Genomic DNA, 17,222 nt, shown 5'->3' with positions numbered 1-17,222 from the left:
ACTGGAAACAGCTCGCAAAACACCGAACTCTCTCAACAACAAATCCTCGCCTAGCCTTCAAGCATCTCCCTGAGCAAGGACGCTCACAATGCTTGCCACACTACGCCTGTTTCTGTTTTTCCTGCCGGTTTTCCACCTCAACGCCTTCGCCGACTGCCCCGACTGGGCCGCCGCCCGGGCATCAAGCGAAGTCGCCGCCCTGCAACAACAGATCGACCGCTGGGACGACGCCTATCATCGCGAAGGCCGCTCGGTGATCGCCGATGAGCTCTACGATCAGTCACGCTTGCGCCTGAACCAATGGCGCCGGTGCTTCAAACTTCCCTCACCACCCGAGCCGGTGCGCACCGCATCAGGCCCGGTTGCGCACCCGGTCGCGCACACCGGTCTGGACAAACTTCACGATGCGGCGGACATCGCCACCTGGCTGCGCGACCGCCAAAACGTCTGGGTACAACCCAAGGTCGATGGCGTGGCCGTGACCCTGATCTATCGCGACGGTCGACTGCATCAGGCGATCAGTCGCGGGGATGGAGTTCGCGGGCAGGACTGGACGACTTCAGCAAAAAAGATCGGAGCCATTCCGCAGCAGCTGAAGCAATCGCAGGATCTGCTGGTGCAAGGCGAACTCTATTGGCGCTTGAGCGGACATAAACAAGCACTTGCCGGCAGCGCCAACGCCCGCGCCACCGTGGCCGGGCTGCTGGGGCGCAAGGATCTGGACGCGGAACACGCTGCCGGCATCGGGCTGTTTGTCTGGGACTGGCCGCAAGGGCCGAAGGACTTGCCGGAGCGAATCGTGGCGCTGACGCAGTTCGGTTTTCCCACCACCGAGCCCTACACCCAGGCCGTCGCCAGCCTGAACGAAGCGCAACACTGGCGCGATCACTGGTATCGCTCGCCACTGCCATTCGCCACGGACGGCGTGGTCCTGCGTCAGAGCCTGCGGCCACCGGCGGAGCGCTGGCAGGCCCGTCCGCCCTACTGGGCTGTCGCCTGGAAGTACCCTTTCGCCCAGGCGCTGGCCGATGTGCGCAAGGTGAACTTCAAGATCGGTCGCACCGGGCGCATTACGCCGGTGCTCGAACTGTCGCCAGTGATGCTCGATGACCGGCAGATCAAACGGGTCAGCGTCAGTTCGCTCAGGCGTTGGCAGGAACTGGACATTCGCCCCGGCGATCAGGTCGCAATCAGCCTGGCCGGGCTGACGATCCCGCGTCTCGACAGCGTGGTATTGCGCAGCACTGAACGCGTGGATCTGAACGCTCCGCTCGCCAGCGACTTTCACGCCCTGAGCTGCTGGCAACCGACGCCGGGCTGCGAAAGCCAGTTTCTCGCACGCCTCACCTGGCTGAGCAGCAAGCAAGGTCTCGCCCTACCGCATGTCGGTCGCGGCACCTGGGAGAAACTTCTGGAAACAGGCCGCCTGAACAGCCTGCTGGATTGGTTGACCCTCGACGGGCCGGAGCTTGCTAACATTGCCGGTCTCGGCGAGCGCAGCAGTGCTCGCCTGCTGCACAGTTTTCACAGCGCCCGCCAACGGCCGTTCCTGCAGTGGCTCAAAGCCCTGGGGCTGCCGCCGACCGGTCAGGCAACACTCGCCGATTCATGGCAGGCGCTGGCACAACGCAATACCGAACAATGGCAGGCAGAAGCCGGAATCGGCCCGGGCCGCGCGGCGCAATTGAGCGCCTTTTTTCGCGACCCGCAGGTACTGGCCCTGAGTGAAACCCTGCAAGCCGCCGGCGTCGACGGCTTCTGAACACGCAATCCCCGGCCCGCCGGGAACCCAATGTCTGCCGGAGCGCTCCAACAGCGCAGTGCTTCACCGACCCGATTGCCTTTGCACATGGAGCTTTTATGAAATTTCTCGCACCGCTCGCCCTGCTGTCTTTCTGCGCAGTCCTCGCCGCCCCCGTGATGGCCGACGAAGACGCGCCGGGCCTGACCGGTTGTGCCGCCAAGAAGCAGGGCATCATCAATCAGATCGAACAGGCCAAGTCCCGCGGCAACGCCGACCAGCAGGCCGGCCTCGAAACCGCCCTGCGCGAAGTCACCGAACACTGCACCGACGCCGGCCTGAAGAAAGAACGCGAAAACAAGGTGCTCGACGCCAAGCATGAAGTGAGCAAGCGTCAGGCTGATCTGGACAAGGCCATGAAGAAAGGCGATCCGGAGAAGATCGACAAGCGCAAGAACAAGCTCGCCGAATCACGCAAGGAATTGCAGGACGCGCTGGACGAACTCGACAAGTAAGAAAGCCGGGGATCACAGCCAAAAGCCGTGATCCCTTGAACATCAGTGGTCGCGAAACTCTTTATGGCAGGCACTGCAGGCATCTTCGACTTTCTGCACGGCCGGCCCCAGGTTACTGGCCTTGTAGGGTTGAACCTTGCTGGCGATCACCAGTTCACCGGTGGCCGCTTCAAGGGTGCGGGCCATTTCCTGGAAGCGCGCCTGTTTCTGCCAGACATCGTCCTTGGCGCTGGTGTGATCTTCTTCGCGCACCTGCGGGAAATGTTTCCACGGCTCATGGGACAACGCATCGAGCTTGACCGCACCTTCCGCAAATTTCGGCCCGTCGAAGGCAATGCGTCCGCGCAGCATGCCGCCCAGGTCTTCGCCGGTCTTGAGCATCTGCTTGAAGATCGCCTTGCGCTGACCCAGCGGGGAATTCGGGTCGACACCGCCACAGGCGGACAAGGTCAGACAGGCCAGCAATACAACAGAAATTCTTTTAAGAGTCATGGTGGCTTCAGGTCACGGAAATCGGCGGCCAGTATCCCCGCGTCACCGCCAAACACCAATAGCCCTATTAACAATAAGGGTTGCTTGAGCGCATGGAGCACTTCTGCAACCGGCACAGGAAATTCTCCATGAACAGCCGTTTCAAGGCCTGGCGTCATCCGCTTATCGCTACCCTCCCGCTGCTGGCGATCCTCGCCGGCTGCACCGGTGGCGACAGCGCCAAGCCGAAAACCCACGCCCTGGCCACGTATTCCAGTGCCACCTGGGAAGCCCTGCCGGCAGTGTCCGATAGCGATCTGGTGGCCGGCTTCGGTTCGTGGCGCAGCGCCTGCACCCGGCTCAAGGCTGACCCGGTCTGGGGCGCGACCTGTGCGGCAGCCCTCAACGTGCCGCAAAGCGCCGGTGAGATTCGCACGTTCCTCAAGCAGAACCTCGACGTCTTCGGCCTGCGCGCCGAGAACGACAACCCCAACGGTCTGATCACGGGCTACTACGAACCGGTCTATCCCGGCAGCCTGACGCAAACCGCCACCGCCAACGTGCCGGTGTACGGCGTGCCCGAAGACATGATCATTGTGTCGCTGGACAGCATTTACCCGGAACTGAAAGGCAAGCGCCTGCGCGGACGCCTCGAAGGTCGTGTGCTCAAGCCTTACGACGACGCGGCGACCATCGAGAGCCAGGGCGTCAAGGCGCCGGTCGTGGCCTGGCTGACCGACCCGATGAACCTGCAATTCCTGCAGATTCAGGGTTCGGGGCGGATCCAGACCGATGACGGTCGCCAGCTGCGCATCGCCTACGCCGACCAGAACGGTCACCCGTACCGGCCGATCGGCCGCTGGCTGGTGGAACAAGGCGAGCTGAAAAAAGAAGAAGTGACCATGGGCGCGATCAGCAACTGGGCCAAGGCCAACCCGTCGCGCATTCCGGAACTGCTGGCGAGCAATCCGAGCTACGTGTTCTTCACCCGCAACCCGGACAGCAACGAAGGCCCGCGCGGCTCGTTGAATGTGCCGCTGACCGCCGGTTACAGCGCGGCGGTGGATCGCAAGGTGATTCCGCTGGGCAGCCTGTTGTGGCTGTCGACCACCCGCCCGGACGGCACGGCGCTGGTACGCCCGGTGGCCGCACAGGACACCGGCGGCGCGATTGCCGGCGAAGTTCGTGCGGATCTGTTCTGGGGCACCGGCGATGCCGCCGGGCAACTGGCCGGCGACATGAAGCAGCAAGGGCAGATCTGGATGCTCTGGCCAAAAGGTGCAGCGCTGCCGCAAGTGCCGCAGGTGGCCGACAAGCCGTAAGCACAACGCAAAAGATCGCAGGCCTCGTCAGCCTGCAATCTTTCAGGGTTCAGACCGAAACGAAGAAGAAACTGGCAATCAGCCCCATCCCGACAAACCACACCAGCGACCGCAAAATCGCCCAGTCCGCCAGATAGCAAATGATGTAGAGCAGGCGACTGGTGATGAACAGCACCGCCAGCACGTTGACCGTCACCAGCTCTGCCGTGCCGACCAGGTGCGCAACGATCACCGCTGCCGCAAACGCCGGCGTCACTTCAAAGCTGTTCAGCTGTGCCGCATGGGCACGCCGCGCCACGCCGTTCAGGCTTTCGAGAAAATCCCGGGGATCGTGATTGTCGCTCAGCCGATACCCACCGACAGCCTTGGCCACGCCTGTGCACAGGTAGGGCAAAAAGATCGCAATCAAAACGCACCACAGAGCCACCGTCATAACGCCGTCCTTTTTTCGAGTTATAGAGTTGCCGGGCGGTCAGAACTTCATCACCAGCATGCCGACCAGCACCAGCCCACAGGCTAAGAGCCGCGGCCGGCCGAAAGGTTCTTTCAGGTAACGCATGCCGAACAGCACCACCAGAATCACGCTGATTTCACGCAACGCCGCCGCTTCGGCAATCGAGCCCAACTGCATCGCCCACAGCACCAGAGCGTAGCTGAACAACACGCAGAACCCGACCGCCAGTCCCAGCTTCCACTGCTCGCGCCAGAACAGCATGAACGCCGGACGCTTGGCCACCCACGCCAGCATCGGGAAAGGCCAGGCACTGAGCAGCGTGACCCAGACCAGGTAATCCAGCGGATGCGACCAGCGCCGCAAGGCCTGGCCATCGATGTAGGTGTAGCAACCGATGCACAAGCCGATCAGCGCCACCACCGGCAGCATCGACCACGGCAAGTGTTTCCCGCCGCCGCCCTGCCAGAGCAGGCAAGCCATGCCCAGCGGGATCAACATGATCCCGAAGATCTGCTGGGTGGTCAGCACTTCGCCGGCGAAGATCAGGGTCAGCGCCAGCACCACCAGCGGCGACAGTCCGCGCATCAACGGATAGACCAGCCCCAGATCGCCGACCCGATAGGCCTGGATCAGCAGATAACGATAGAGCAGTTCGAACGCTGCCGACGCCAGAATCCAAGGCCAGATTTCCGGCGGTGGCAGGCTGATGAAAGGGAACGCCATCGCGACGAACAACAGCGCCACGGTGTCCATGCAGGCCACCACCAGCAGCCGCTCGGCGCTGAATTTGATCAACGTATTCCACGCTGCATGCAACAGCGCCGCCACCAACACCAGAGCTGTCGCCAGCACGTGCCACTCCTTGATTCTTGTTGTTGAGCCTGAGCCAATTAGTCAGATTATTGATTCGCGATGTGTCAGCAGCTGTTTATACTGCAAGCGACCACGCCGCACTCAGTTGCGCACAGATAAATTCCAATAATTCCTGCCTGTCCCGTTCTCGTCCGAGACCGGTCGCCGGCCTGCGTATGCCTGATCAAAGCGTCAAGACTACCGACAGAGACCTTGCGCATGCCACTCGCCTTGCTTGCACTCGCTGTTGCCGCTTTCGGCATCGGCACCACTGAATTCGTCATCATGGGTCTGCTGCCCGATGTCGCCCGCGACCTCGCAGTGAGCATTCCCCACGCCGGCCTGTTGATCACCGGCTACGCCCTGGGCGTGGTGTTCGGTGCGCCGATCCTGGCGATCGGCACCGCTAACATGCCGCGCAAGGCCACGTTGCTGGGCATGACGCTGATGTTCATCCTCGGCAACGTGCTGTGCGCACTGGCGCCGAACTACGCGACGCTGATGGCGGCGCGGGTGGTCACCGCACTTTGCCACGGCGCGTTCTTCGGCATCGGTTCGGTGGTCGCCGCCGGACTGGTCGCGCCGAACAAACGGGCGCAGGCGATTGCGATGATGTTCACCGGCCTGACCCTCGCCAACGTCCTCGGCGTACCGCTGGGCACTGCGCTCGGCCAGTACGCCGGCTGGCGTTCGACCTTCTGGGCGGTCTCGGTGATCGGTGTGATCGCTGCCCTCGCCCAATGGCTGTGGTTGCCGAAACACATCCCGATGGACAAGGCCAACCTCGCCAGCGAGTTCAAGGTGCTGGGCAAGGTCAACGTGTTGCTGGCGCTGGGCATGAGCGTACTGGCCTCCACCAGTCTGTTCAGCGTGTTCACCTACATTGCGCCGATTCTGCAGGACATCACCGGCGTCAGCCCTCACGGCGTAACGGTGATGCTGCTGTTGTTCGGCGTCGGCCTGACCGGCGGCAGCATGCTCGGCGGGCGCCTGGCCGACAGCCGCCTGTTGCCTTCGCTGGTGGGTGTCGCACTGGCGGTGGTGGTGATTCTGGCGGCGTTCAGCCAGACCAGCCGCTCGGTGGTTCCGGCGGCGATCACGCTGGTGCTGTGGGGGATTTTTGCCTTCGCCCTGTGCCCGATCCTGCAACTGCTGATCATCGATCAGGCGCATGAAGCACCGAACCTCGGTTCTACCCTGAACCAGAGCGCGTTCAACCTCGGCAATGCCGCCGGCGCGTGGATCGGCGGATTGGTGGTAGCCAGCGGCGCGGACCTGGCGGACTTGCCGTGGACCGGCGCGCTGGTGGGCGTGCTGACCGTGCTGACGGCGCTGTTTTTCATCTACCTGCAACGTCGGGGTGTCGCTGCGGTCAATGTGTCCGGCTGATTTTCCCGGGGGACACAATTGTGTCCCCACCCGGCGTCAGCCCATCCAACCCTTGCGTCCATGAATGGGCGCGCTGTCTTTCACCCCCCATCCAAAGGACCCCGGATGCTTGAACTCGTCGCCGCTTTCATCTGCCTCACCACCCTCCTCACTTTCGTGAATTTCCGCTTCATCGGCCTGCCCCCGACCATCGGCGTGATGGTTACCGCACTGATGTTTTCCCTGTTGCTGCAAGGCCTGAGCCTGCTCGGTTACCCCGGCCTCGAAGAGCGTGTACAGCAACTGATCGGCCAGATCGACTTCGGCGATCTGCTGATGAACTGGATGCTGTCGTTCCTGCTGTTCGCCGGCGCCTTGCACGTCAACCTGAACGACCTGCGCAGCTACCGCTGGCCGATCGGCCTGCTGGCGACCTTCGGCGTACTGATCGCCACCGCCGTGATCGGCAGCCTCGCCTACTACATTTTTGCCCTGTTCGGCTGGCACGTGAGCTTCCTTTACTGCCTGTTGTTCGGCGCGCTGATTTCCCCGACCGACCCGATTGCGGTACTCGGTGTGCTGCGTACGGCCAATGCTTCGAAGCCGCTGAAAACCACCATCGTCGGCGAATCGCTGTTCAACGACGGCACCGCCGTGGTGGTGTTCACCGTGCTGCTGGGCATCGCGCAACTGGGCGAAACCCCGACCGTCGGCGCCACGGCCATGCTGTTCGTTCACGAAGCCGTTGGTGGTGTGCTGTTCGGCGGGCTGATCGGTTATCTGGTGTACCTGATGATCAAGAGCATCGAGCAGCACCAGATCGAAGTCATGCTGACTTTGGCGTTGGTGATCGGTGGTTCGGCGATGGCCACCGAGCTGCACGTCTCGGCGCCGATTGCGATGGTGGTCGCCGGTCTGATCATCGGTAACCTCGGTCGCAACCTGGCGATGAACGACATGACCCGCAAATACCTCGACGGTTTTTGGGAATTGCTCGACGACATGCTCAACGCCTTGCTGTTCGCCCTGATCGGGATGGAGCTGTTGCTGCTGCCGTTCAACTGGTTGCACGTGGCGGCGGCAAGCCTGCTGGCGTTGGCGATTCTGCTGTCGCGCCTGCTCACCGTGGCCCCCGCCATCGTCCTGTTGCGGCGCTGGCGCACCGTGCCGCGCGGCACGATCCGGATCCTGACCTGGGGTGGTTTGCGCGGCGGTGTTTCGGTGGCGCTGGCACTCGCTCTGCCATTGGGCCCGGAGCGCGATCTGCTGCTGAGCATCACCTACATCGTGGTGCTGTCATCGATCCTGTTGCAGGGCCTGACCATCGGCAAACTGGTCAAGCACGCAACGCGCGACGAGCCGGCGACCGCTGCCGAGTCCGCGCACCACTGATCATTTTTTGATCTGCTGCGGATCGGGCTTTTCGGCCTGATCCGCAGACTCTTTCGGCCCGTCCGTTTCTTTTGGCGCGCCGCTCTCACTGCGGATCTGCGCATGACTGATCAGCGCGAAGATGAAACTGCCGCCGATGATATTCCCCGCCAGGGTCGGCCCGGCAAACACCGCCCAGAAATCACTCCACGGCAACTCGCCGGCAAACACCAGATACGACACTTCCGCCGACCCCACCACGATATGCGTGAAATCGCCCAGCGCCATGAAATAGGTGATGAGGATGATGATCCACATCTTCGCGCTCTCCATGGATGGAATCATCCAGACCATGGTGGCGATCATCCAGCCGGAAACGATGCCCTTGGCGAACATCTGACTCGCGTGGTTTTCCATGACCTTGCGACCGATTTCGAGGAAGGCCTCGTCGGTCTTGCTGTCGAAGATCGGCAGTTCGAGCATCACGTACGCCACCAGAATCGTCCCGCACAGGTTGCCGAACAGCACCACCGTCCACAGCCGGATCAACCGGCCGAAATTGGCCAGGGTCGGTTTGGTCATCACCGGCAGCACGGCGGTCAGGGTGTTTTCGGTGAACAGTTGCTGGCGGGCGAGGATCACCGCGAGAAAACCCGCGCAGTAACCGAAGCTGGCGATCACCTTGAATTCGTCGCCCTCGGGCAGACGCGAGTTGAGCAGGCCCATGCCCATCAGCGACAGGCCCATGGTCAGCCCGGCCGCCAACGCCGACCACCACAGCGCGGCGATGCTGCGCTCCAGTTCCAGGTCGCCCTGTTTGCGGATGATTTCATGCAGGACCGCCGCCCGGGGCGGCTGGTTTTTCTCGACTTCGTGTTGTTCCTTGGCCGAGAGGTCGGGGGTCTTGCCGTCTGTTGGCGTGGTCATGGCGGGAAACCGGTGGCGGGGTCATAAGGCTACGACACGCGCCGCTCGGCTTCCGTTCGCCAGGGTGGTGCGATTACTCGGTAACGGGAGTTTCATCCTTGAACTGGTCTTTGACGTACTTGATCTCGGTCCGCCCGTGCGGGGCCGGCAAGCCGTCTTCGCCGAGGTTGACGAAGACCATCTTCTCGACGGTCAGGATGCTCTTGCGGGTGATCTTGTTGCGCACTTCGCAGGTCAGGGTGATCGAGGTGCGGCCGAACTCGGTGGCGGTGATGCCCAGCTCGATGATGTCGCCCTGGCGCGATGCGCTGACGAAGTTGATTTCGGAAATGTACTTGGTCACCACGCGCTGGTTGCCCAGTTGAACGATGGCGTAGATCGCCGCTTCTTCGTCGATCCAGCGCAGCAGGCTGCCGCCGAACAGGGTGCCGTTGGGGTTGAGGTCTTCGGGTTTTACCCACTTGCGGGTGTGGAAATTCATCTTCACTCCTGAGCGTCTTGCCGAATGATGGCGCCATCTTGGCAGACTGAGCGGTCATGCTCCATGAGGCTTCTACTATGGTCGCGATTAGCGATCTTCATCTGGCCGACAGAAACCCTTTGGAAGATCAGTCTAGACGGCTATAATCGCCCCCGTTTCAAAACGGTAACCTTCACTTGCTACCGTTTTCCCGCCACCTGTCCGAGGGGCGCTGCAGCAGGTTCAACCTGTCAGGCTCGGATGGGGCGTTGACCGGCTCAGGCCGGACACTAAACGCACAACGGCGCCCATTCGCATACATTACGAATGGAGGCTCTTCATGAGCGCTGTTATCACGCCTGCAGATTTTAACGATTACAAAGTTGCCGACATGTCCCTGGCTGCCTGGGGCCGTCGCGAAACCATCATCGCCGAGTCGGAAATGCCGGCCCTGATGGGTCTGCGTCGCAAGTACGCTTCCGAGCAGCCGCTGAAAGGCGCAAAAATCCTCGGCTGCATCCACATGACCATTCAGACCGCCGTGCTGATCGAAACCCTGGTTGCCCTGGGTGCCGAAGTACGCTGGTCGTCCTGCAACATCTTCTCGACTCAGGATCAGGCCGCTGCTTCCATCGCTGCTGCCGGCATCCCGGTTTTCGCCTGGAAAGGCGAGACTGAAGAAGAGTACGAGTGGTGCCTGGAGCAGACCATCCTGAAAGATGGCCAGCCATGGGACGCCAACATGATCCTCGACGACGGCGGCGACCTGACCCAGCTGCTGCACGACAAGTACCCACAGGTTCTGGACCGCGTTCACGGCGTGACCGAAGAAACCACCACCGGCGTACACCGTCTGCTGGACATGCTGGCCAAGGGCGAGCTGAAAATCCCGGCCATCAACGTCAACGACTCGGTGACCAAGTCCAAGAACGACAACAAGTACGGCTGCCGTCACAGCCTGAACGACGCCATCAAGCGTGGTACCGACCACCTGCTGTCCGGCAAGCAAGCGCTGGTCATCGGTTACGGTGACGTGGGCAAGGGCTCGGCCCAGTCCCTGCGTCAGGAAGGCATGATCGTCAAGGTTTCCGAAGTTGACCCGATCTGCGCCATGCAAGCCTGCATGGACGGTTTCGAACTGGTTTCGCCGTTCATCGACGGTATCAACGACGGCACCGAAGCAAGCATCGACAAAGCGCTGCTGGGCAAGATCGACCTGATCGTGACCACCACCGGTAACGTCAACGTTTGCGATGCAAACATGCTCAAAGCCCTGAAGAAGCGCGCCGTTGTCTGCAACATCGGTCACTTCGACAACGAAATCGACACCGCTTTCATGCGCAAGAACTGGGCATGGGAAGAAGTGAAGCCACAGGTACACAAGATCCACCGTACCGGCCCGGGCGCTTTCGACGCTCAGAACGACGACTACCTGATCCTGCTGGCCGAAGGCCGCCTGGTGAACCTGGGCAACGCTACCGGTCACCCAAGCCGCATCATGGACGGTTCGTTCGCCAACCAGGTTCTGGCGCAGATCTTCCTGTTCGGCCAGAAGTACGCCGACCTGTCGCCAGCCCAGAAAGCCGAGCGCCTGACCGTTGAAGTACTGCCGAAGAAACTCGACGAAGAAGTGGCCCTGGAAATGGTTCGCGGCTTCGGCGGCGTGGTCACTCAACTGACCAAGCAACAGGCTGACTACATCGGCGTGACCGTCGAAGGCCCGTTCAAGCCGCACGCTTACCGCTACTAAGAGCAGCTGCGAGCTTCAAGCTTCAAGCGGCAAGCAAGGCCACAAGCCGGGCTTGCCGCGCGAAGCCCGAAGGCTCTGCCCCTATTTGTCAAAACAGTGTCAGGCCGCAAGCTTCAGGCACAAGAGACCAGCGCACCTCCGCTGCTCTTGCAACTTGAAGCTTGCAGCTTGTAGCTGGAGGTCCCCTCCATGTCCCAAGACCGTCGCTACAGCTTCGAGTTCTTCCCGACCAAGACCGATGCTGGGCATGAAAAACTGCTCGCCACTGCCCGTCAGCTGGCCACCTACAACCCTGACTTCTTTTCCTGCACCTACGGCGCTGGCGGCTCGACCCGTGACCGCACGCTGAACACCGTTCTGCAGCTGGAAAGCGAAGTCAAAATCCCCGCCGCCCCGCACCTGTCGTGCGTCGGCGACAGCAAGGACGACCTGCGCGGCCTGCTGAACGAGTACAAGGCTGCCGGCATCAAGCGCATCGTCGCCCTGCGCGGTGACCTGCCATCCGGCATGGGCATGACCAGCGGCGAGCTGCGTCACGCCAATGAACTGGTTGAATTCATTCGTGAAGAAACCGGCAATCATTTCCACATCGAAGTTGCCGCTTACCCGGAGATGCATCCGCAAGCGCGCAATTACGAAGACGATCTCGCCAACTTCGTGCGCAAGGCCCGTGCCGGCGCCGACAGCGCGATCACCCAGTACTTCTTCAACGCCGACAGCTACTTCTACTTTGTCGACCGTTTGCAGGCGCTGGGCGTGGACATTCCGGTTGTGCCGGGGATCATGCCGATCACCAACTACAGCAAGCTCGCGCGCTTCTCCGATGCCTGCGGTGCGGAAATCCCGCGCTGGATCCGCAAGCAGCTGGAAGCCTACGGCGATGACAGCCAAAGCATTCAGCGCTTTGGCGAACAGGTCGTCACCGAGATGTGCGAACGCCTGCTGCAAGGCGGCGCGCCTGGCCTGCACTTCTATTCCATGAACCAGGCCGAACCGAGCCTGGCGATCTGGAACAACCTGAAGCTGCCGCGCTAAAAAGACGTCACCGCAAGACCAGAAGATCGTAGCCGCGACAGCGCCAACAGCGTTTTCGCCGCTGCGATCTTTTGCTTTTAACGCCCGAAACAGAGCTTCTGCGGCCAGTTTCTGGCTCTTTGCCGTTTCTCGTCGTAATCTCAAGCCATGCCTTTGATCACGCAGTTATTCGCCGTGCTGGTTTTTGCTTGCCTGAGCTTTGCGGCTCGGGGCGAGAAGCTGCGTATCGTCACCGAACCGTGGGCGCCGTACGTCTATGAACAGGGCGGCAAGAACCTCGGTCTCGATTACGAAACCACCGCCATCGTGTTCAAGCGTCTGGGCATTGAAGTCGAATGGCAGTTCCTGCCGTGGAAGCGCTGCCTGTCGATGCTCGAAACCGGTCAGGCCGACGGCGCGCTGGACATCTTCCACAGCGACGAACGCGACGCCACCCTGCTCTACCCGAGCGAACCATTGTCGGACGTCGAGTTCGTGATGTTCTACGCCAACGAGCGACCACACCCTTTTAGTAGCCTGGAAGACCTCAAAGGCCTGACCGTCGGCACCTCGCCGGGCTATCTGTACAGCCCGGACTTTCGCGAATCGACCCTGTTCACTCGGGAACCGGCACCGACCCACGAAGCCAACTTCGGCAAACTGGTGCGCGGGCGCATCGACCTGCTGATCACCGATCGCCGCGTGGGTCAGCATTTGCTCGATGAACTGGGCATTCGCGACAAGATCACGGAAAACCCCACGGTCATCAGCCGCCAGAGCCAGTTTCTGGCCGTGCGGCGCAATGCCGGGATGGATTTGCTGGTGCAGCGCTTCGGCGCCGAGCTGAAGCGTTTCAAGCGCGAACCGGCCTATGCCGAGCTCAGCGCCCGCTACGGCGCGGCCCCTGCCCTGACGGCGCCGCTGGGCAATGCCACCGCCAGCGGCAAAACCGTTGAGCAGCAGGAAAGCGGCGCGCAGTGATTGCTCTGTTATACTCCGGCGTTCCCGCCAGGCTCACGCCCGGACGCCCGGAACCGTAACAGGCCTCCCGACCCGCTACAGCGCAGCTTTTCAGCCCGCGCGAGCGCTCCGGACGTGCCTTCGGAACCGCAGCAGGACCGGACGGGATTGCGTCCTCTTAAACGCCATTCGCGCCAGGCAAGACTCCCATTGGGCCAAGCCCTAACTGAAACAGGATTACTCATGTCCTTTGCTTCCCTCGGTCTCTCCGAGGCTTTGGTCCGCGCTATCGAAGATGCGGGCTATACCGAGCCTACTCCGGTGCAACAGCGGGCCATTCCCGCCGTGTTGCAAGGTCGCGACCTGATGGTTGCGGCACAGACAGGTACCGGTAAAACCGGCGGTTTCGCCCTTCCGATCCTGGAGCGGCTGTTCCCCAACGGCCACCCGGACAAATCCCAGCGTCACGGCCCGCGCCAGCCGCGCGTGCTGGTCCTGACCCCGACCCGCGAACTCGCGGCCCAGGTTCACGACAGCTTCAAGATCTACGCCCGCGACCTGAAATTCGTCAGTGCCTGCATCTTCGGCGGCGTCGGCATGAACCCGCAGGTTCAGGCCATGTCCCGTGGCGTGGACGTCCTCGTTGCGTGCCCGGGTCGCCTGCTCGACCTGTGCGGCCAGGGCAGCGTCGATCTGTCCCACGTTGAAATCCTCGTGCTCGACGAAGCCGACCGCATGCTCGACATGGGCTTCGTCCACGACGTGAAGAAAGTCCTCGCGCGTCTGCCGGCCAAGCGTCAGAACCTGCTGTTCTCGGCGACCTTCTCCAAAGACATCACCGACCTTGCCGGCAAGCTGCTGCACAACCCGGAACGCATCGAAGTGACGCCGCCGAACACCACGGTCGAGCGCATCGAGCAACGCGTATTCCGCCTGCCAGCCAGCCACAAGCGTGCGCTGCTGGCCCACCTGATCACCGCCGGCGCGTGGGAACAGGTGCTGGTGTTCACCCGCACCAAGCACGGCGCCAACCGTCTGGCCGAGTACCTGGACAAACACGGCCTGCCGGCTGTGGCGATCCACGGCAACAAGAGCCAGAACGCCCGCACCAAAGCCCTGGCCGACTTCAAGGCCAACCAGGTACGCATCCTGGTAGCGACCGACATCGCGGCGCGCGGTCTGGACATCGACCAGTTGCCACACGTGGTCAACTTCGAACTGCCGAACGTCGATGAAGACTACGTTCACCGTATCGGCCGTACCGGCCGTGCCGGTCGTTCGGGCGAGGCGATCTCGCTGGTCGCACCTGACGAAGAAAAACTGCTGAAAAGCATCGAGCGCATGACCAAGCAGAAAATCGCCGACGGCGACCTGATGGGCTTCGATGCCAGCACCATCGAGGCCGAGAAGCCGGAAGCCCGCGAACGTCCGGACATGCGCAACCCGCGCAATGCCCGTGGCCCACGCGGTGACGGTCCGAATGGCGGCGGCGGTGGCGGCGGTCGTAAAGACAAAGGCAAAGACAAGGGCAAGGAAAAACCGGCCGGCGAACGCGGTGAGCGTGGCGAGCGTCCAGCCCGTCAACAAAAACCGCGTGAAGGCACCCCGGCTCGCGAACAGCGCCAGCCAAGCCAGCCGCCACGCGCCGCTGCTGACCGTGCTCCGGACGAATTCCTCGACGACGATATCGATAACTTCGGTAACCGCGTTGATTACGTGCCGAAGCAGGCTCCGGCCGGTGGTCGCAACCGTCGCCCGGGCGCTCCGGCGCAAGGCGCAGGTTCGGGCGCACCCCGCGGCGGTCAGCCGCAAGGTCGCCAGAACGGCCCACGTAACAGCAACGGTTCGAGCACCGGCACTCCGCCAGGCAAGCGCAGCGGCCCACGCAACGGTGCCCCGCGTGACGGCCAGGGTCGTCGCGATGAGAACTCGCGCAACCGCCGCCCGGCCCGTGACGATCAGCAACGCGCTGAACCGGCCGTGCAGAACCCGCGCAGCAGCGGGCCGAAGATCATGCACAAGGAATCGAAAGCCGACCGCTTCCCGACGCCTGAGCAGCTGGATCAACTGCCAAGCCGCCCACGCGGTGAAAAACCGGCCTTGCTGACCCGCAATCGCTGAGTTTTCCACTGCAATGAAAAATGCCCCGGCCTGAAAACCGGGGCATTTTTTTTGCGCGCCGCCGAGACGAGCGTTACGGCAGGCAATAAAAAACGCCCCCGGTCGCAAGAACGGGGGCGTTTTTGTGGGGCCGGCGAAAATTACTTCGCTTTCACACCTTCAAACGAAACGTACAGCTCGACCGCGTCGGACTTCGGACCCAGGTCTTTCTGCTTGCCGAAATCGGAACGCTTGATGGTGGTGGTGCCTTCGAAGCCGGCACGGTAGCCGCCCCATGGATCCTTGCCTTCGCCCAGGAAGGTCGCCTTCACAACCACTGGCTTGGTGACGCCCAGGATGGTCAGGTCGCCGGTCACGTCAGCGGTGTTGGCACCGGTGGACTTGACGCTGGTGGAGACGAAGGTCGCCTTGGCGAACTTGCTGGCGTTGAGGAAGTCAGCGCTGGCGATGTGCTTGTCGCGCTCGGCGTGGTTGGTGAACACGCTGGCGGTGTTCACGTTGAACTCGATCTTGCTGTCTTCAGGCTTGGCAGCGTCGAAGCTGAACTTGCCATCGATGTCCTTGAAGGTACCGGTGATGAAGCTGTAACCCAGGTGGCTGATCTTGAAGTCGACGAAGGCGTGCTGGCCTTCTTTATCAACCACGTAGTCAGCGGCCATCACGTTGGCGGACAGGACGGCAGAGCCGATTGCCAGAGCGGCCAGAGTCTTTTTCAACATGCTTTGTTTTCCTTTGGAGTCGAGGTTGAACATCAGGCTTTGCGTCCCAGCATTCGTGTCAGGGTCGCATCACGATCGATAAAGTGGTGCTTCAATGCTGCCAACGCATGAAGGCCGGAAAAAATTACCAGCGCCCATGCCAGCCAGAGATGAATCACACCGGCGGTATCTGCCTGATCCGGTAGTCCGGAAACCAGTGCAGGAACTTCAAACAGGCCAAACACCGGGATCCCGACACCGTCTGCGGTGGAAATCAGGTAACCGGCAATCATCACGGCGAACAGCGCAAGGTAGAGGAACCCATGGCCGAACTTGGCGCCGATGCGGGTCATGCGGCTGTAGCTTTGCAGCGTTGGCGGTGGTGGGCTGACAAAGCGCCACAACACCCGCAACACCATCACACCCAGCAGCACCAGACCGATGCTCTTGTGCAGATCCGGCGCGTCTTTGCGCCAGGTGCTGTAGTAATCCAGCCCCACCATCCACAGACCCAGCGCGAACAGCCCGAAGACCACCAGCGCCACGCCCCAGTGCATGAAGATGCTGACCCAACCGTAGCGCGAAGAAGAGTTACGTAGCTGCATTGCCCAAATCCTGTGAGAACTGCGAACCAAGACTAGCGAGTTATCTATCGAATTAAAGCGGAAAATTTCGCTTTGAAATATCGAGAAATACGATCAAGAGTCTTGAACAGGGGAGTTAAGGAAAGATTAAAGACAAAAGTGTGGCGGGATGTTGTGAATCACACGCAAAAAAAAAGCGCGGCCTGAAAGCCGCGCTTTTTCATTCACCGCAAGGCCTTACTGCGCTTTGGTCTCGGTGGTTGCTGCCGGTTTGGCCGCTGGCTTCTTCGCCGGTTCAGCTTTTTTCGCCGCTGGCTTGGCCGGAGCTTTTTTCGCTTCGGTCTTGGCCGCCGGTTTCTTCGCCGCTGGCTTGGCTGCCGCTTTCTTCGCCGGCTCGGCTTTTACCGGAGCTGCTGGCTTCGGTGCTTCCACCGGGGCTGGCGCAGGGGCCGGGGTCGGTGCAGGCGCTGGGGCGGCTGGAGCAGGTGCCGGCTCTGGCGCTTTCACTGGCTCTGGTTTCTTGTCGTCGTCCGAACCGCCGAACAGGTTGGTGAAGAAGTTGCCTTTCTTCGCCGCCACGGCTGCACCCGCTGCGCCTGCCGCTGCGGCGGGGG

General features: G+C 61.8%; 16 protein-coding genes, 1 pseudogene and 1 riboswitch. Of the genes and pseudogenes, 9 read left to right on the top strand and 8 right to left on the bottom strand.

Translation table 11 applies throughout. The features are described from left to right. Window positions 1-88: 88 nt before the first annotated feature. Both ligB and PMI24_RS26830 read left to right on the top strand, forming a co-directional pair. Window positions 89-1,762: an NAD-dependent DNA ligase LigB gene (ligB, locus tag PMI24_RS26835; RefSeq protein WP_007959698.1), complete on the top strand. Its 1,674-nt coding sequence runs from the start codon at window positions 89-91 to the stop codon at window positions 1,760-1,762. A gap of 98 nt (window positions 1,763-1,860) precedes the next feature. Next, a complete protein-coding gene (locus tag PMI24_RS26830; protein WP_007959697.1) occupies window positions 1,861-2,256 on the top strand; it encodes a DUF1090 domain-containing protein in 396 nt (131 codons plus the stop codon). A gap of 42 nt (window positions 2,257-2,298) precedes the next feature. Here PMI24_RS26830 and PMI24_RS26825 read toward each other — a convergent pair whose 3' ends face one another. Next, complete coding sequence (locus PMI24_RS26825; RefSeq protein ID WP_007959696.1) at window positions 2,299-2,748, bottom strand: c-type cytochrome; 450 nt, start codon at window positions 2,746-2,748, stop codon at window positions 2,299-2,301. A 128-nt stretch (window positions 2,749-2,876) separates the two neighbouring features. Between PMI24_RS26825 and mltA the strand changes: the two genes are divergently transcribed. Next, a complete protein-coding gene (gene mltA / locus PMI24_RS26820; protein ID WP_007959695.1) occupies window positions 2,877-4,049 on the top strand; it encodes a murein transglycosylase A in 1,173 nt (390 codons plus the stop codon). 49 nt (window positions 4,050-4,098) lie between these two features. Here mltA and PMI24_RS26815 read toward each other — a convergent pair whose 3' ends face one another. Together PMI24_RS26815 and PMI24_RS26810 are read right to left on the bottom strand one after the other, a co-directional pair. Continuing rightward, window positions 4,099-4,482 (bottom strand): MAPEG family protein, encoded by a 384-nt coding sequence (locus tag PMI24_RS26815; protein ID WP_007959694.1) that lies wholly within the window; start codon window positions 4,480-4,482, stop codon window positions 4,099-4,101. Between the two features lie 39 nt (window positions 4,483-4,521). Continuing rightward, the gene (locus PMI24_RS26810; RefSeq protein WP_007959693.1) at window positions 4,522-5,355 is read right to left on the bottom strand and encodes an EamA family transporter; all 834 of its coding nucleotides are present in this window, start codon (window positions 5,353-5,355) and stop codon (window positions 4,522-4,524) included. Between the two features lie 219 nt (window positions 5,356-5,574). On the opposite strand from PMI24_RS26810, the gene PMI24_RS26805 reads away from it, so the two are divergent. Together PMI24_RS26805 and PMI24_RS26800 are read left to right on the top strand one after the other, a co-directional pair. Further along, window positions 5,575-6,744: an MFS transporter gene (locus PMI24_RS26805; RefSeq protein ID WP_007959692.1), complete on the top strand. Its 1,170-nt coding sequence runs from the start codon at window positions 5,575-5,577 to the stop codon at window positions 6,742-6,744. 105 nt (window positions 6,745-6,849) lie between these two features. Continuing rightward, a complete protein-coding gene (locus tag PMI24_RS26800; RefSeq protein ID WP_007959690.1) occupies window positions 6,850-8,115 on the top strand; it encodes a cation:proton antiporter in 1,266 nt (421 codons plus the stop codon). On the opposite strand, the gene PMI24_RS26795 is transcribed toward PMI24_RS26800, so the two are convergent. Together PMI24_RS26795 and PMI24_RS26790 are read right to left on the bottom strand one after the other, a co-directional pair. Next, window positions 8,116-9,021, bottom strand: a complete 906-nt coding sequence (locus tag PMI24_RS26795; RefSeq protein WP_007959688.1) for a formate/nitrite transporter family protein — start codon at window positions 9,019-9,021, stop codon at window positions 8,116-8,118. It lies immediately after the preceding gene. Between the two features lie 73 nt (window positions 9,022-9,094). Continuing rightward, window positions 9,095-9,502, bottom strand: coding sequence for an acyl-CoA thioesterase (locus PMI24_RS26790; protein ID WP_007959686.1), 408 nt, complete (start codon window positions 9,500-9,502; stop codon window positions 9,095-9,097). Window positions 9,503-9,699: 197 nt separating this feature from the next. Continuing rightward, window positions 9,700-9,798: riboswitch (S-adenosyl-L-homocysteine riboswitch) on the top strand. 23 nt (window positions 9,799-9,821) lie between these two features. Between PMI24_RS26790 and ahcY the strand changes: the two genes are divergently transcribed. The 4 genes from ahcY to PMI24_RS26770 all read left to right on the top strand — a co-directional run bounded on the left by ahcY (window position 9,822) and on the right by PMI24_RS26770 (window position 15,326). After that, on the top strand, window positions 9,822-11,231 hold the full coding sequence (ahcY, locus tag PMI24_RS26785) for an adenosylhomocysteinase (protein WP_007959684.1): 1,410 nt from the start codon (window positions 9,822-9,824) through the stop codon (window positions 11,229-11,231). A gap of 189 nt (window positions 11,232-11,420) precedes the next feature. Continuing rightward, window positions 11,421-12,266: a methylenetetrahydrofolate reductase [NAD(P)H] gene (metF, locus tag PMI24_RS26780; protein WP_007959683.1), complete on the top strand. Its 846-nt coding sequence runs from the start codon at window positions 11,421-11,423 to the stop codon at window positions 12,264-12,266. Between the two features lie 147 nt (window positions 12,267-12,413). Beyond that, window positions 12,414-13,226 carry a substrate-binding periplasmic protein gene (locus tag PMI24_RS26775; RefSeq protein ID WP_007959681.1) on the top strand — a complete coding sequence of 271 codons (813 nt, stop codon included), beginning with the start codon at window positions 12,414-12,416 and terminating at the stop codon, window positions 13,224-13,226. Window positions 13,227-13,448: 222 nt separating this feature from the next. Beyond that, complete coding sequence (locus PMI24_RS26770; RefSeq protein WP_007959679.1) at window positions 13,449-15,326, top strand: DEAD/DEAH box helicase; 1,878 nt, start codon at window positions 13,449-13,451, stop codon at window positions 15,324-15,326. 140 nt (window positions 15,327-15,466) lie between these two features. Here PMI24_RS26770 and PMI24_RS26765 read toward each other — a convergent pair whose 3' ends face one another. From PMI24_RS26765 to PMI24_RS26755, 3 genes and pseudogenes are all read right to left on the bottom strand, one after another. Then, window positions 15,467-16,045, bottom strand: a complete 579-nt coding sequence (locus tag PMI24_RS26765; RefSeq protein WP_045121911.1) for a YceI family protein — start codon at window positions 16,043-16,045, stop codon at window positions 15,467-15,469. Window positions 16,046-16,077: 32 nt separating this feature from the next. Further along, complete coding sequence (locus PMI24_RS26760; protein ID WP_007959675.1) at window positions 16,078-16,629, bottom strand: cytochrome b; 552 nt, start codon at window positions 16,627-16,629, stop codon at window positions 16,078-16,080. Window positions 16,630-16,845: 216 nt separating this feature from the next. Then, window positions 16,846-17,222: pseudogene (locus PMI24_RS26755) on the bottom strand (amine oxidase); the annotation flags it as partial.

Source organism: Pseudomonas sp. GM25, from assembly GCF_000282255.1.
Classification (GTDB): Bacteria; Pseudomonadota; Gammaproteobacteria; order Pseudomonadales; family Pseudomonadaceae; genus Aquipseudomonas; species Aquipseudomonas aphyarum.
The sequence above is the reverse complement of the archived record's forward strand: the minus strand, read 5'-3'. Positions and strand labels throughout refer to the sequence as shown.

Bases quoted from the DNA above. Each gene is read 5' to 3' on its own strand.
- mltA (WP_007959695.1), top strand. From the start codon at position 2,877: ATGAACAGCCGTTTCAAGGCCTGGCGTCATCCGCTTATCGCTACCCTC.
- PMI24_RS26765 (WP_045121911.1), bottom strand. From the start codon at position 16,045: ATGTTGAAAAAGACTCTGGCCGCTCTGGCAATCGGCTCTGCCGTCCTG.
- ahcY (WP_007959684.1), top strand. From the start codon at position 9,822: ATGAGCGCTGTTATCACGCCTGCAGATTTTAACGATTACAAAGTTGCC.
- metF (WP_007959683.1), top strand. From the start codon at position 11,421: ATGTCCCAAGACCGTCGCTACAGCTTCGAGTTCTTCCCGACCAAGACC.
- PMI24_RS26770 (WP_007959679.1), top strand. From the start codon at position 13,449: ATGTCCTTTGCTTCCCTCGGTCTCTCCGAGGCTTTGGTCCGCGCTATC.
- ligB (WP_007959698.1), top strand. From the start codon at position 89: ATGCTTGCCACACTACGCCTGTTTCTGTTTTTCCTGCCGGTTTTCCAC.
- PMI24_RS26805 (WP_007959692.1), top strand. From the start codon at position 5,575: ATGCCACTCGCCTTGCTTGCACTCGCTGTTGCCGCTTTCGGCATCGGC.
- PMI24_RS26830 (WP_007959697.1), top strand. From the start codon at position 1,861: ATGAAATTTCTCGCACCGCTCGCCCTGCTGTCTTTCTGCGCAGTCCTC.
- PMI24_RS26815 (WP_007959694.1), bottom strand. From the start codon at position 4,482: ATGACGGTGGCTCTGTGGTGCGTTTTGATTGCGATCTTTTTGCCCTAC.
- PMI24_RS26800 (WP_007959690.1), top strand. From the start codon at position 6,850: ATGCTTGAACTCGTCGCCGCTTTCATCTGCCTCACCACCCTCCTCACT.
- PMI24_RS26825 (WP_007959696.1), bottom strand. From the start codon at position 2,748: ATGACTCTTAAAAGAATTTCTGTTGTATTGCTGGCCTGTCTGACCTTG.
- PMI24_RS26775 (WP_007959681.1), top strand. From the start codon at position 12,414: ATGCCTTTGATCACGCAGTTATTCGCCGTGCTGGTTTTTGCTTGCCTG.
- PMI24_RS26760 (WP_007959675.1), bottom strand. From the start codon at position 16,629: ATGCAGCTACGTAACTCTTCTTCGCGCTACGGTTGGGTCAGCATCTTC.
- PMI24_RS26795 (WP_007959688.1), bottom strand. From the start codon at position 9,021: ATGACCACGCCAACAGACGGCAAGACCCCCGACCTCTCGGCCAAGGAA.
- PMI24_RS26790 (WP_007959686.1), bottom strand. From the start codon at position 9,502: ATGAATTTCCACACCCGCAAGTGGGTAAAACCCGAAGACCTCAACCCC.